This is a genomic window from Actinotalea caeni (assembly GCF_009733795.1).
In the GTDB taxonomy this organism is placed as follows: Bacteria; Actinomycetota; Actinomycetes; order Actinomycetales; family Beutenbergiaceae; genus Pseudactinotalea; species Pseudactinotalea caeni.
The window spans coordinates 65,395-79,218 of the sequence record NZ_WNXX01000012.1; the positions used below are offsets into that span (position 1 = coordinate 65,395).

Sequence of the window (13,824 nt, forward strand, 5' to 3'; positions counted from 1 at the left end):
GCGGCCGGCACCTTGGTCAGGAGCTGCGGATCTGCTCCATCGCGGCGGCGAGGTCGTCGGCCTCGGGACCGACGACGACCTGCACGACCCGACCCGAGCGGACGACGCCGAACGCGCCGTGCTCACGGAGGGTGTCCTCGTCGACGAGAGCCGGGTCGGAGACCTCGACGCGCAGCCGCGTGATGCACGGCTCCAGGTCCACGACGTTGTCGTTGCCACCGAGCGCCGCCAGGAAGTCCTCGGCCTTGCCCACTGTCGCTCCTCGCATCCCGCGCGCCGGCGTCTCCGGCGAGCCGTCACCAGTCTACGCAGCCCGGTCCGGAAGGGGCGAGCGCGCGGGTGGCGCCGTCGGAAGATCTAGGCTGCTGCCGTGACGGCAACACCCTCCGAGCCCACCCCGGCCGGCGCGGCGATCCCGCTGCGGGCCGCCGGCGCGACGCAGGCGCGCGCCGCTTCCTTCTACGACGCGATCGGCGGCGAGGCGACCTTCCGCAGGATCGTGCACCGGTTCTACGAGCTGGTCGCCACCGACGACCTGCTGCGCCCGATGTACCCCGAGGAGGACCTCGGGCTCGCCGAGGACCGGCTGCGGATGTTCCTCGAGCAGTACTGGGGCGGCCCGACCACGTACTCCGAGCAGCGCGGGCACCCGCGGCTGCGGATGCGTCACGCGCCCTACCCGGTGGGCCCCGCCGCGCGGGACCGGTGGCTGGCGCACATGCGGGTCGCGGTCGAGGACGCCGGGCTCGCACCGATGCACCAGGCGACGCTGTGGGACTACCTCGAGCGCGCGGCGCACTCGCTGGTGAACACCTTCGAGGAGCCCGGGGCATGACGCAGGCCCACGAGGAGGTGCCGTCGCTCGCGGCCGTCCTCGACGTGCTCGACCTGCGCGAGGCGGGCGAGGACACCTTCGTGGGCGACTCGTTGCCGCAGCTGCACGGCCGGGTCTACGGCGGCCAGGTGCTCGCGCAGGCCGTGGTGGCGGCGCAGCGCACGCTCGAGGGCGACCTCGCGCGCCGGCTGGTCCACTCGTTGCACGGGTACTTCCTGCGGCCCGGCGACCTCGACGAGCCGATCACGTTCGCCGTCGAGCGGCTGCGTGACGGCGGCTCGTTCAGCGCGCGCCGCACGCACGCGCTGCAGAGGGGCATGCCGATCCTGTCGATGATCGCCTCGTTCCAGGAGGTGCAGGACGGCGTCGAGCACACCGAGCGGATGCCGGACGTGCCCGGTCCCGAGGAGCTGCCGAGCTCGGTGGAGCTGTTCGGCTCGCTCGACGACCCGACCGCCCGGTTCCTGCACCGCAACGGCGCCTTCGACATCCGTCACGTCAACGGCTCGCTGTTCGTCGGGCCCGCGCCCGACGCCGAGCCGGCGCAGGCGCTGTGGATGCGTGCGCGCGCCCCGATCCCCGGCGGCCAGCCCGCGCAGCGGGCCGTGCTGGCGTTCGCGTGCGACCAGGTGATGCTCGAGCCCGCGCTGCGCGCCCACGGCGTGTCCTGGCGCAGCCGCGGCATCAGCATCGCCTCGCTCGACCACGCGATGTGGTGGCACCGCGACCTCCGGCTCGACGACTGGCTGCTCTACGTGCAGGAGTCGCCGACCGCGCAGGGCGGCCGCGGGCTCGGCGTCGCCAAGGTGTTCTCCTCCGACGGCCGGCTCGTCGCGACGATGGCGCAGGAGGGCATGCTGCGCCTGCCCGCAGAGGGCTAGGGGCTTTGGGCCAGGGGCTCCGGGCTGGGCGCCAGGGGCCCTAGGCGCCGGCGCGCGCCGCCGCGATCGCGGGGCGCAGCCCGCCGGGGTCGCCGGCGCGTGCCGGGTCGGGCGGGTGCGCCGCGACGGCCTCGCGCGCGACGCCGAGCGGCGCGTCCGCGGCGAGCATGACCAGCGCCGTGCGGATGTCGCCGGCCTCGGCGAGCGCGGCCGCGGCGTCGGCGACCTCGGTGCCGGTCGCCTGCACCAGCATCCGCACGCAGCGGGCCCGCAGCTTGTCGTTGGTCGGGGCGACGTCGACCATGAGGTTGCCGTAGGTCTTGCCGAGGCGCACCATCACCGCCGTCGAGAACGCGTTGATCGCCATCTTGGTGGCGGTGCCGGCCTTCATCCGCGTCGACCCGGTGACGACCTCGGGCCCGGTGTCGAGCAGCACCGCGACGTCGACCTCGGTAGCGAGGGTCGCGTGCGGGTTGTTCGAGATCAACCCGGTCGCGGCGCCTGCTGCGCGGGCGGCGGCGAGCGCGCCGCCGACGAACGGCGTGCGGCCGCTCGCAGCCACCCCGACGACGAGGTCGCGCGGACCGACGCCCGCGACGGCGGCGGCACCGGCCTCGCTGTCGTCCTCGGCGCCCTCGACGGCCCGCAGCATCGCCGCTGGGCCGCCCGCGAGGTGGGCGACGAACCCCTCGGTCCCGACGCCGTAGGTCGGCAGCAGCTCGGCGGCGTCGAGCGCCCCCAGCCGGCCGGAGGTGCCCGCGCCGACGTAGTGCACGCGGCCGCCGGCGGCGAGCGCGGCGACACCGGCGTCGACCAGCCGCGCGAGCGCGTCGGCCTGCGCGGCGACCGCTGCGGCGACGGTCGCGTCCTCGGCGAGCACGGTGGCGACGACGCCTGCCGAGTCGAGGGTGTCGAGCTCGAGGCTGCGCGGGTTGCGCTCCTCGGTCGGCGCCTGCAGGCCGACCAGGTCGCGCCAGTCCTCGCGCGGCGCGCAGCGGCGAGCCGCCTCCTCCGCGCTGGCGCGCCCGGCGCCGTGCACGAGCACCCGGTTGGCGGCCTCGGGTGCGGCGGTCGGGAAGCCGACGTGCACGACGACGGCGTCGGGGCGCCGCGCGAGCAGCTCGGCGACCTCGGGGCTGCGGTCCTTGGTGAGGACGGCGAGCCGGCGCCCCGCGGGCTCGCCCGCGACGAGACCGAGCCGCTCGGTCAGCACGCGCGGCGCGACGTCGTGCGTGGAGCTGGCGGCGTAGGCGGCGCGGAAGCGCAGGTCCAGCAGCCCGTCGCCGGGTCGCAGCGTGACGTCGCCGCGTGCCTCGGACGCGCGCCGGGCCGCCTCGGCGCCGACCTCGGCGAGCGCGGCGAGCGCGCCGTCGAGGGTCGGGACCGGGCCCTCGTGCCGACGACGGAGCCGGGCGACCCGGGTCGCGGCCTCGGTGAGCCGCTCGCGCGGCAGCCGACCGCTCTCGACCGCGGCGGCGAGCGTGGCGACGACGTGACGGAACGTGCCCTCGTCGACGTGGGCCGGCGAGCCGAGGCAGAGCAGGTCGGCGCCGGCGAGCAGCGCCTGCACGGCGGCCTCGCCGATGTCGCCGGTGCGCTCCAGGACGGCGCCCATGTCGAGGGCGTCGGTGAGGACCGCTCCCGTGAACCCGGCCTCGCGCAGCAGCCGCGTCGTGGCCGGCTGCAGCGAGGTCAGCCCGTCCCCCAGGGCCGGCACCACGAGGTGGGCGAGCATGATCGCGTCCACCCCGGCGTCCGCGAGGGCACGGAAGGGCGCGAGGTCGCGCGCCTGCAGCGTGGCGAGATCGACGTCGAGCACCGGCACGCCGAGGTGGGAGTCGACCGCGGTGTCCCCGTGCCCGGGGGCGTGCTTGGCACAGCCGCCCACGCCGGCCTCGTGCAGGCCGGCGAGGAGCGCGGCGCCGTGCCGGGCGACGACGTCGGGCTCGGACCCGATCGCACGCGACCCGAGCACGACGTTGTCCGGGTCGGAGGCGACGTCGACGACCGGCGCGAGCGTGAGGTCGATGTCGCAGGCCCGCAGCAGGTCGCCGAGGGCGCGACCGGCTCGCCGGGTGAGGTCGACGTCGTCGACGGTGCCGAACGCGCTCGCGCCCGGCAGCGCCGAGCCGGTGGCCGCCTCGATGCGTGTGACGTCGCCGCCCTCCTCGTCGAGCGTCACGACGAGGTCGGGGTGGGCCGCGCGCAGGTCGGCCACCAGCCGGGCGGTCGTGGCGGCGTCGGGGGTGTTGGTCCCGAACAGGCACACCCCGCCGAGGCCCTCGGCGTCACGGATCCAGGCGGGCACGTCGGTGCCGTCGAAGGCGGCGAGCAGCACGCCGTGGACGGCGCGCAGGAGGTCGGTGTCGGTCACGAGGCACAGTCAACACGCTTCTGCGGGCCAGGCGTGCGGCTCACCGCGAGGTCACGCCCCGGACGTCACGGCGGTACTGGCCGGGCGCACGTCCGGTGGCACGCTTGAACGCCACGCTCATGTACTCGCTGTGCTTGAACCCGAGCCGTTCCGCCACCTGCGGCAGCGTCAGGTCGGTCGTCGCGAGCAGGTCGGCGACGTGCGCCATGCGGACCCGCGTGATCTCGGCGTGGACCGTGCGGCCGAGGTGCTTGACGAAGCGCAGGTCCAGCGCGCGCCGGGACGACCCGACGTGCCTCAGCACGTCGTCGACCCTGATTTCCCGCAGGCCGCGGTCGCGGATGAACCGCAGCGCGGCCACGACCTGCGAGTCCTCGACCGAGAGGATCTCCGAGGACTGCCGCGGCACGACGCGGACCGGCGGGATGTGGCGCAGCCCCGGCGGCACGGCCTCCCCGGCCATCAGCCTGTCGAGCATCTGCGCTGCCAGGTAACCGGTGCGTCGGGTGTCGGGCTCGATGCTCGACAGCGGCGGGGAGGTCAGGGTGCCGATCAGGTCGTCGTTGTCCACGCCGAGCACCGCGACCGCGTCGGGCACGGGGATGCCTGCGATCGTGCACGCCTCGAGGACCTCCTGGCCGGCGATGTCATAGCACGCGAGCACGCCGACCGGTTTCGGCAACCCCTGCAGCCACTCCGCGAGGCGCTGCCGGTCGCGCGAGCGCATACCCGAGCGCTGCATCGCGAACATCTGCGCCCCGTGCCCTCTGGCCTGCACGTGGTGGAGGAAGCGCTCGCCCCGCGTGCGTGACCACTCGAAGCGCTCGTCACCGCAGAAGGCGAAGTGGCGCAGCCCTCGGTCCGCGAGGTGCTCGACGGCGAGCCGGGCGATCGCGTCGTCGTCGGTCTCCACCCCGGGGAGCTCGGGCACCAGGCGCGCCGCCGAGAGATCGACGGTCGGCAGTCCGAGCCGCCTCACCAGCGCTGCGGTCTCCGAGGTCTCCACACGCGCGATCAGACCGTGACCGTGCCACCCGTCGAGCCACGAGAAGTCGGTCTCGTGACGGCTGTGCTCAGCGACGTACAGCGCCCACCCGGGGTGCTCGCGCACGTAGGCGTGGATGCCACCGAGCAGGCCGCGTGCGTACGCGTTCGACGTCTCGACGAGGAGTGCGACGTGGCGGGCGGGGCGGTCGAGGGGCACGTCATAGATCTTATGAACCATGCTGGATAACGCATGGTTCGACGACCGCCACCTTCCTAGATTCGTCGGGACGGAGGAGGTCATAGATGACTGAGAAGGTCCGGGTGGGCGTCGTCGGCCTCGGCTTCGGTGCCGAGTTCATCCCCATCTACCAGGCACATCCCGACGCGGAGATGCTCGCGGTGTGCCAGCGCACCCGGTCGGCGCTGGACCGCACCGCCGAGCAGTTCGGGGTGCCGCGCCGCTACACCGACATCACCGACCTCCTCGCCGACCCGGAGATCGACGCCGTCCACATCAACACCCCGATCCCGGACCACGCGGCGCAGTCGATCGCCGCTCTGGAGGCGGGCAAGCACGTCGCCTGCACGGTGCCGATGGCGACGACGCTGGAGGAGATCGAGGCCGTCGTGACCGCCGCACGGCGCTCCGGCCGCAACTACATGATGATGGAGACCGTCGTCTACTCCCGCGAGTTCCTGCACGTGCAGTCGCTCGTGGCGGACGGGACCATCGGCCGCATCCAGTTCCTGCGCGGCGCCCATCACCAGGAGATGGCCGGCTGGCCCGGCTACTGGGAGGGGCTGCCGCCGATGCACTACGCCACGCACGCGGTGAGCCCCGTGCTGGCGCTGGCGGGCTCGCTGGCCGAGAGCGTGGTCTGCCTCGGGTCGGGCCGCATCTCCGAGGACCTGAGCGCGCGCTACGGCTCGCCGTTCGCGGTCGAGACGGCGTTGATCACCACGCGTGACGGCATCGTGCACGCCGAGGTGGCCCGTTCGCTCTTCGAGACCGCGCGCGAGTACGTCGAGAGCTTCACGGTCTTCGGCGACCGCGCGACGTTCGAGTGGGAGCAGACCCAGGGCGCCGGTCACGTGCTGCACGTGGGCGAGCAGCCGCAGCGCATCGAGGTGCGCGACTTCGCCGACCGGCTGCCCGCTGAGATCGCCCCGTTCACCACCCGCGGTGTCTACGGCGACGACAACGAGCATCTCTCCTTCGTGCAGGGTGCCGGCCACGGCGGCTCCCACCCGCACCTGGCGCACGAGTTCCTCAGGAGCATCGTCGAGCACCGCGCGCCGGCCATCGACGCGGAGACGGCCGCGAACTGGACCGCGGTGGGCATCTGCGCCCACGAGTCGGCGATGGCGGACGGCGCGCGCGTCCGCATCCCCGACTTCACCGGAGCAGGGTCATGACCCGCGGCGCGACGCTGTCGGTCGCGACGATCTGCTTCGACGGCTTCGGCGACGAGGACTTCGTCCCCACCTTCGAGCTCGCACCCCGGCTCGGCGTGCGCGACCTCGAGATCAACGCGTGGTACGGGCGGAACCTGACCCCGGCAGGTGTCGACGGCCTGCTCGGCCGCTGCCGGCACGCCGGGCTGCGCCCCGCCACGCTGCAGGTCTCGCCGTTCGACCCCGGACCCGAGAGCGCCGACCTGGCGCGCGAGGTCGCGCGCTGGCTGTGGCTGTTCGAGGTCGCCCATCGCCTCGGTGTCGACGTCATCAAGGCCACCGGCGCTCGCCGGGACACCCGCGGCGGGCTCGCGGCCGTCATCGAGCTGCTGGGCCACGTCGTCCCGGTCGCCGAGCAGCACGGTCTCACCATCGCGGTGGAGAACCACGTCGGCAACGTCCTCGAGCACCCCGAGGACTACCGGCGGATCTTCGAGGAGGTGCCCTCGGGCGCCGTCGGGATGTGCCTGGACACCGGGCACTTCGTCGCCTCCGGCCACGACCCGGCCGCGGTCGCGCGCGAGTTCGCCGACCGCGTCGTGCACATCGACCTCAAGGACTGCACCGGACCCGGCCCTGGCCGCTTCGTCCGGTTCGGCGAGGGCGTCGTCGACTTCGACGCCGTCCTCGCCCAAGCGATCACACCCGCGTTCGGCGGGTACGTCGTCGTCGAGCTGCCGCTCGTCGACCGGGCGACCGTGATCGCCGACCTCCAGGCGGGCGTGCGGATCGCGTCCCGCCACCTCTCGCCGCAACCCTCGCACGAGCACTAAGGAGAACCATGTCCTACGCAGGCAGAGTCGCCGCGCGTCCTTCCCGCCCCCGGCGCCGCTATGCGGCGGCGCCCGTCGCCGCCCTGGCAGTCGGCCTCGTCGTCGCCGCGTGCGGCGGCGACGAGGGCGACGCCCCCGGCGGTGACGAGCTCTCCGCAGAGGGCCCGCTGACGATCGCGTGGTACGGGTCCGACGCCCGCAACGCCGCTGTCCAGGAGGTCGTGGACATCTTCGGCGGCCAGAACCCTGACCTGGTGATCGAGACCCAGCCCACGACGTTCGACGGGCACTGGGACCGGCTGTCGGTGCAGGCCTCGGCGAACAACCTGCCGTGCGTGCCCGCGATGCAGTCCCGCTACCAGACCCGCTACGAGGACCGCGGCTCCCTGATGCCGCTGGAAGGTCTGATCGAGGACGGCACCATCGACGTCTCCGGCATCCCGGAGGAGGTCGTGGAGAGCAACCGCAACGCCGACGGCCACATCTACTCCATCCCCTACGGGATCTGGTACGAGGGTGCCGTGCTCAACCTGCCCGCGCTGGAGAGCGCCGGTGTCGAGGCCCCCGACGCCGGCAACGACTGGAGCGGCTACGTCGACTGGGCGATCGCCGCCCAGCCCGACCTCGGCGACTCCTTCGCGCTGGCCTCCCAGGGCGGCAGCATCACACAGTTCCAGATGTGGGCGCTCAGCCAGGGCGAGGACCTCTTCGCCGACGACGCCGCCGGCTTCAGCAAGGAGACGCTCGTCGCGTGGTACGAGCTCTGGCTCGGGGCGATCGAGTCGGGCGCCACGCCGCCGCCGGAGATCGCAGCCGAGTTCGCCGGCGTGCCGACCTCCGAGAGCATGATGGCGGTCGGGCTGACGCTGGTCAGCGCGACCGGTGACAACAACGCCTCCGACATGCAGATCACGCTCGACCAGAACGGATTGGGCGCGGTCTCGATGGCGCTGGCCCCCACGGGCGGCAAGCCCCAGGTGGTGGGCGCCAACTCCTGGGCCATCTCGGAGAACTGCACCAACGTCGCCGCCGCCGCCGAGTTCATCAACTTCTTCATCAGCTCCTCGGAGGGTGCGTTCATCCTGCAGACCCAGACCGGTCTGCCGCCGGCCACCGCGGTCGCCGAGGAGATGCTCGCCTCCGCCGACGTCGCGGACTCGATCAAGGAGCGCATCGCCCTCTACAACGAGATCCTCGCCGCCGGCGGCTACGTCGACATCTGGCCCGACGGCACCCAGGCGCTGGTCGGCCAGTTCACGACCAGCTGGGAAGAGGTGATGTTCGGTCAGACGGCGCCCGACGCCGCAGCCGACGCGTTCATCACCCAGGTGGAGACCGCGCTCTCCGGGTTCTGACCGAGGTGGTGGGCAAGCTCGCGCGGCGTGCCCACCACCCCCAGAAGGGGCATCTCATGGCTGTCACCACCGCACGAGCCCACCAGCGGCGGCGTCGTCCGGCCGGGTCCGGCGCCGGCGCCGTCGCCGGTGGCGGGAGCCACCAGCGACGGCCCGACCAGGGCTGGACCGAGACCAGACGAGCCACGCTGGCCGGGTACCTGTTCCTGTCACCGTGGCTGCTCGGCTTCTTCGGCATCACGGCGCTGCCGATGCTCGGCTCGCTCGCACTGTCGTTCACCAACTTCTCCGGCTCCTTCAGCCGGATGGAGTGGGTGGGTCTGGACAACTACCGGATCATGTTCACGGTCGACCCCGCCTACTGGGGATCGGTCCGCGTCACCCTGCTGTACGTCCTGCTCTCGGTGCCGGCGATGCTGGTCTTCGCCCTCACCGTGGCGACGTTGCTCAACAAGGGCATCCGGGCGCTCGGGATCTACCGCACCGTGTTCTACATCCCCTCGCTGCTCGGCAGCAGCGTCGCGATCGCGGTGCTCTGGCGCTTCGTGTGGGGTGAGTCCGGGCTGGTCAACGCCGTGCTGGGCGTCGTCGGCATTGACGGTCGCAGCTGGATCGGCAACCCCGACACCGCGCTCTTCACGATCATGGTGCTCAACGTCTGGACGTTCGGCTCGCCGATGATCATCTTCCTCGCCGGGCTGCGACAGGTGCCGACCGAGCTGTACGAGGCCGCGGCGCTCGACGGCGCAGGTCGACGCGCGCGGTACTGGTACATCACGCTGCCGTCGATCTCGCCCGTGGTGCTCTTCAACGGCATCCTGGCGACGATCGGCGGGTTCCAGGCCTTCACACAGGTCTACGTGGTCAGCGGCGGCACCGGCGGCCCCGCGGGCTCCACGCTGTTCTACACGCTGCTGCTCTACCAGCGCGCCTTCACCGAGCTGCGGTTCGGGTACGCCTCGGCGATGGCATGGGCGCTGCTCGTCGTGATCGCCGCCGTCACCGCCGCGGTGTTCGCCAGCGGCCGCTTCTGGGTCCACTACGGAGATGGGGAGGAGCGATGACCGCCGTCGCCGCCCGCCACCGGCCGCACCAGGTGAGCCACCGGGTGCAACGCACGTTCATCCACGTCGGGCTGGTCTCTGCCGCGTTCGTGATGTCCTACCCGCTGCTGTGGATGACGGCGTCGGCCTTCCGTCCCTCGGAGCAGGTGCTCGTCGAGGACAGCCTGTGGGTCTCCACCCCGACGCTGGAGAACTTCGTCAACGGCTGGACCAGCGTCGCCCAGACCAGCTTCGGGACGTTCTTCCTCAACTCGCTGGTGATCTCCGCGCTGGCGGTGCTCGGCAACGTGCTCTCGTGCTCGCTGGCGGCCTATGCGTTCGCGCGGCTGAGGTTCCCTGGCCGACGGGTGTGGTTCGCGCTCATGATCGGCACGATCATGCTCCCGTACCACGTGCTGCTCATCCCCCAGTACCTGCTGTTCAACTCTCTCGGCTGGGTCGACACGTTCCTGCCGCTGGTCGTGCCGCGGTTCCTCGCGACCGAGGCCTTCTTCGTGTTCCTGCTGGTGCAGTTCTTCCGCCTCATCCCCAAGGACCTGGCCGAGGCGGCCCGGATCGACGGCTGCGGTCATGCACGGATCTTCGGTCAGATCATGGTCCCGCTGGCCGTGCCCGCGCTCGCCACGACCGCTGCGTTCTCGTTCATCTGGTCGTGGAACGACTTCCTCAACCCGCTGATCTACCTCACCAGCCAGGGCAACTACACCGTGCCGATCGGGCTGGCGCTGTTCGTCGATGCCTCGGGCACGTCCAACTACGGCGGCCTCTTCGCGATGTCGCTCCTCTCCCTGCTGCCGGTCATCGGCTTCTTCCTCGCCTTCCAGCGCCTCCTGCTGGACGGCATCTCGACGACAGGACTCAAGTGACACCCTCCGCCCCACCTCCTCCCCAGCGCTTCTCCGGCCGCACCGTCGCCGTCACCGGTGCAGCCTCCGGCATCGGGCGAGCCTCGGCGGCTCGGCTCGCGGCCGAGGGCGCCCACGTGCTGCTGCTCGACCGCGACCGCGACGGCTGCGAGGCCCTGGCAGAGACCGTCCGTGCAGCGGGAGGTCGCGTCGACGTCTTCCTGCTCGACCTCGCGTCGGAGACTTCTGTCGGTGAGACCGCCGCCGCCGTCGCGGCCGCCCACCCCGCACTGCACGGGCTGGTGGGGTGCGCCGGGCTGGTGCATGTCGACGGGTCGCAGGAGAACCCCTTCCTCGAGCGCGGGCTGGCCGGCTGGGACCTGCTGTTCGCGGTCAACGTGCGCGGCATGGCGCAGCTGGTCCACGAGCTGGTCCCCGCCCTGACCGCGGCAGGTGGCGTCGTCGTCACCGTCTCCTCGGAGGCGGCCTACCGCTCCCGGGCGGGCCGCTGGATCTACGACGCCACCAAGGCGGCACTGGTCTCGGTGACACGCTCGATGGCCGCGGCGCTCGCCGGTCACGGGGTGCGGGTGGTGGGCGTCGCCCCCGGTGGCACGATCACCGAGATGCACCTGCAGGATCATGCCGACCCCGAGGCCGCCCGGGAGCGGATGCGGGCGGCTGCGGCGTCCAACCTGCTGGGCAGGCTCGCCGAGCCGGAGGAGATCGCGGCCGCGATCGTCTTCGCCGCCAGCGACGACGCCAGCTTCATCACCGGGACAACGATCGCCGTCGACGGCGGAGGGGCAGCGAGCCGATGAGCACGACCTATGGACTGATCGGGCTGGGCAACGTCGGGAGCGACCTGGTCGCCTCGGCGGTGGCGGCCGGGCTCGATGTGCACGCGTTCGACATCGACGCCGGAGCACGCGAGCGCGCCGCCGGGGCGGGCGCCCACGTGCACGGCACGGCCACCGAGGTCGCCGCGGTCGCCGACACCCTGGTGCTGTCGCTGCCGAACGCCGATGTCGTCGACGCGGTGCTGCTGGAGCAAGGGCTGCTCCACCTGGTGCGGCCGGGCGAGATCTGCGTGGACATGAGCACCAACCTCCCGGCTCGCTCGCTCGCGCTGGTGGCGGCGGGCGCCGAGCGCGGGGTCGCGGTCCTCGACGCGCCGGTCAGCTACGGCCCGGAGGGGCTGGTCTCCTTCGTCGGAGGCCCGGCGGCGGACGTCGCGCGCGTGCGGCCGTGGCTCGACGCGGTCACGGTGCGCGCGTTCCACATGGGGCCGCACGGGCACGGGCAGTACGTCAAGCTCGTCCAGAACATGCTGAACGGCGTGATCATGGGTGTGATCGGCGAGGCGCTGGGCTTCGCCGAGCACGCCGGGGTCGATCTCGACCGGTTGCCCGAGGCGCTCGCGTGGACCGGTGCGCGGTCGGAGATGCTCACCAACGTGCTGCCGCGGATGGCACGGCGCGAGTACGGCACCTCGGGGACGATGGCGCTGCACTCCAAGGACATGGGCTACCTGCTGCGCACGGCCGCGGAGGTGGGGGCGCGCGCACCGTTCACCGCTGCGCTGCGCGAGGTCTTCGAAGACGTCCTCGCCGCGGGCGACCCCCGCTGGACCCAGACCGCGCTCGTAGAGTGGTACCTGAGCGACGGCGTCGCCGCGCAGGGACCGGTCACCGGCACGGCGGGCGAGCGGTGACGCACCGCCCGATCGGGATCGGTGTCATCGGTCTCGGCAACAGCGGCTGGTACTACCACGCGCAGGGCACGCTGGAGCGCTCGGAGGACTTCGACCTCGTCGCGGTCAGCGCGCGCCGCCCGCAGCGCACCGCGGCCGGGGCGCGCCGGTTCGGCACGCGTGGCCACGACGACTGGCGCGACCTGGTCGCCGACGACGCCGTCGAGGTCGTCGTCGTCGCCACGCCCCACCACCTGCACGCCCCGATGACGCTGGCCGCGCTCGCCGCCGGCAAGCACGTGGTCGTCGAGAAGCCGATGGCGGCGACCGTCGCGGAGGCCGAGGCGATGCAGCAGGCCGCCGAGGAGCACGGGCGCCTGCTCACGGTGTTCCAGAACCGGCGGTGGGAGCCGTCGTTCCAGATCATCCGCGAGATGGTCGCCGCCGGCGAGATCGGCGAGCTGTGGCGCTGCGAGGAGCGGCGGATGCACCGCGGCCCGTACACGGTCGCCGGCACGGATCGCGCGCACGCCGGCACCGAGCCCGCCGCGTGGGCACACACCCTCGAGGGCGGCGGCGGTGTGGCGCAGCTGATCGCACCGCATCTCGTCGATCACCAGCTGCTGCTGCACGGCGGGCTGCCGCGCACGGTCGCCGCGACGATGCACCGCTACCCCGAGGACGCGGTGGAGCACTACGCCGACATCCGGCTCGTCTGGGGCGGCGGCGTCGAGTCCCGCGTCGAGGTGTTCCGCGAGTGCGACGTCGACCTCCCGAAGTGGAGCGTGATGGGCTCGCGGGGCACGATCGTGGTGAACGACTTCGACGCCGTCCGGCTGGTGCGTGGGGGCGAGGAGGTCGAGGTGCGCTCGGGGCTGGCTCCCCTGCAGGCCTGCGACGACTTCTACGCCCAGCTGGCGCGCGCCGTCCGCGACGGCGCCGCACCGCCCGTGGACCCGCGCGGGGCCGCCGACGTGGTGCGCGTGCTGGAGGCGGCACGGCTCTCGGCGGCCGCCGACGGCGCACCGCACCGACCGTGAGGCCGCGGCCCCTTCACCGCGGCGGCGGCCCGGGGCTCAGCGGCGGCGGAACCGCAGCGGCTCGTCGAGCAGCGGCTCGAGCGCGGCCCGCTCCTCGGCGGTGAGCTTGCGCGGGCGGCCGCTGGCGGCGTCGACCATGACGATCGACGTCGCGGCGATCGCGCACCGGACGTCGTCGGGGCTGAACACCTCGTAGTTCACCTCGAGGCTCGCGCCGCCGATGCGGGAGACCCACAGGTCGACGCGTGCGGGGCGCTGGCTGAACGGCAGCGGCGCCAGGTACTCGACCTCCTGCCGCGCCACGAGCGTGAAGTGCTCGGCGGTGGGGCCGCCGACGAGCGTCTGCGTGGGCCGTGCGGCTCCCTCGGGCAGGTCGGCGTTCCAGAAGGTCGCGATGCGCGCCTCCTCCAGCAGGGTCAGCATCGCGGCGTTGTTGACGTGCCCGTAGCCGTCGATGTCCGACCACCGGATCTGGATCGGGATGCTGATCCTGCTCACGCTGTCTCCTCGTGGTCCGTGGCT

14 protein-coding genes are annotated in these 13,824 nt (G+C 72.9%); 10 read left to right on the forward strand and 4 right to left on the reverse strand.

Features of this window, described 5'->3' with window-relative positions:
• Positions 1-16 precede the first annotated feature (16 nt).
• Positions 17-253 (reverse strand): PTS sugar transporter subunit IIB, encoded by a 237-nt coding sequence (locus tag GPA02_RS11755; RefSeq protein ID WP_156200231.1) that lies wholly within the window; start codon positions 251-253, stop codon positions 17-19.
• A gap of 165 nt (positions 254-418) precedes the next feature.
• Between GPA02_RS11755 and GPA02_RS11760 the strand changes: the two genes are divergently transcribed.
• Positions 419-835: a globin gene (locus GPA02_RS11760; RefSeq protein WP_156200316.1), complete on the forward strand. Its 417-nt coding sequence runs from the start codon at positions 419-421 to the stop codon at positions 833-835.
• Positions 832-1,716, forward strand: coding sequence for an acyl-CoA thioesterase (locus GPA02_RS11765; RefSeq protein ID WP_156200233.1), 885 nt, complete (start codon positions 832-834; stop codon positions 1,714-1,716). The genes GPA02_RS11760 and GPA02_RS11765 overlap by 4 nt, the downstream gene beginning before the upstream one ends.
• A gap of 40 nt (positions 1,717-1,756) precedes the next feature.
• On the opposite strand, the gene GPA02_RS19535 is transcribed toward GPA02_RS11765, so the two are convergent.
• Both GPA02_RS19535 and GPA02_RS11780 read right to left on the reverse strand, forming a co-directional pair.
• Positions 1,757-4,090 (reverse strand): N-acetylmuramic acid 6-phosphate etherase, encoded by a 2,334-nt coding sequence (locus GPA02_RS19535; protein WP_338027523.1) that lies wholly within the window; start codon positions 4,088-4,090, stop codon positions 1,757-1,759.
• Between the two features lie 40 nt (positions 4,091-4,130).
• Complete coding sequence (locus tag GPA02_RS11780) at positions 4,131-5,294, reverse strand: XylR family transcriptional regulator (protein ID WP_240134014.1); 1,164 nt, start codon at positions 5,292-5,294, stop codon at positions 4,131-4,133.
• 86 nt (positions 5,295-5,380) lie between these two features.
• On the opposite strand from GPA02_RS11780, the gene GPA02_RS11785 reads away from it, so the two are divergent.
• The 8 genes from GPA02_RS11785 to GPA02_RS11820 are packed head-to-tail and all read left to right on the forward strand — an operon-like array spanning position 5,381 to position 13,302.
• Positions 5,381-6,493: a Gfo/Idh/MocA family protein gene (locus GPA02_RS11785; RefSeq protein ID WP_156200237.1), complete on the forward strand. Its 1,113-nt coding sequence runs from the start codon at positions 5,381-5,383 to the stop codon at positions 6,491-6,493.
• Complete coding sequence (locus tag GPA02_RS11790) at positions 6,490-7,305, forward strand: sugar phosphate isomerase/epimerase family protein (protein ID WP_156200238.1); 816 nt, start codon at positions 6,490-6,492, stop codon at positions 7,303-7,305. The genes GPA02_RS11785 and GPA02_RS11790 overlap by 4 nt, the downstream gene beginning before the upstream one ends.
• A gap of 8 nt (positions 7,306-7,313) precedes the next feature.
• Positions 7,314-8,660 carry an ABC transporter substrate-binding protein gene (locus tag GPA02_RS11795; protein ID WP_156200240.1) on the forward strand — a complete coding sequence of 449 codons (1,347 nt, stop codon included), beginning with the start codon at positions 7,314-7,316 and terminating at the stop codon, positions 8,658-8,660.
• Between the two features lie 56 nt (positions 8,661-8,716).
• Positions 8,717-9,724 (forward strand): carbohydrate ABC transporter permease, encoded by a 1,008-nt coding sequence (locus tag GPA02_RS11800; protein ID WP_156200242.1) that lies wholly within the window; start codon positions 8,717-8,719, stop codon positions 9,722-9,724.
• Entirely contained in the window at positions 9,721-10,590 is an 870-nt protein-coding gene (locus GPA02_RS11805; RefSeq protein WP_162457762.1) for a carbohydrate ABC transporter permease, read from the forward strand. Before GPA02_RS11800 ends, GPA02_RS11805 begins: the two co-directional genes overlap by 4 nt.
• Entirely contained in the window at positions 10,587-11,390 is an 804-nt protein-coding gene (locus GPA02_RS19310) for an SDR family NAD(P)-dependent oxidoreductase (RefSeq protein WP_156200244.1), read from the forward strand. The genes GPA02_RS11805 and GPA02_RS19310 overlap by 4 nt, the downstream gene beginning before the upstream one ends.
• Positions 11,387-12,283, forward strand: coding sequence for an NAD(P)-dependent oxidoreductase (locus tag GPA02_RS19315; protein ID WP_240134015.1), 897 nt, complete (start codon positions 11,387-11,389; stop codon positions 12,281-12,283). Before GPA02_RS19310 ends, GPA02_RS19315 begins: the two co-directional genes overlap by 4 nt.
• Positions 12,280-13,302 carry a Gfo/Idh/MocA family protein gene (locus GPA02_RS11820; protein ID WP_162457764.1) on the forward strand — a complete coding sequence of 341 codons (1,023 nt, stop codon included), beginning with the start codon at positions 12,280-12,282 and terminating at the stop codon, positions 13,300-13,302. Before GPA02_RS19315 ends, GPA02_RS11820 begins: the two co-directional genes overlap by 4 nt.
• Positions 13,303-13,338: 36 nt before the next feature.
• Here GPA02_RS11820 and GPA02_RS11825 read toward each other — a convergent pair whose 3' ends face one another.
• Positions 13,339-13,800: an acyl-CoA thioesterase gene (locus GPA02_RS11825; RefSeq protein WP_156200248.1), complete on the reverse strand. Its 462-nt coding sequence runs from the start codon at positions 13,798-13,800 to the stop codon at positions 13,339-13,341.
• Positions 13,801-13,824: the final 24 nt, after the last annotated feature.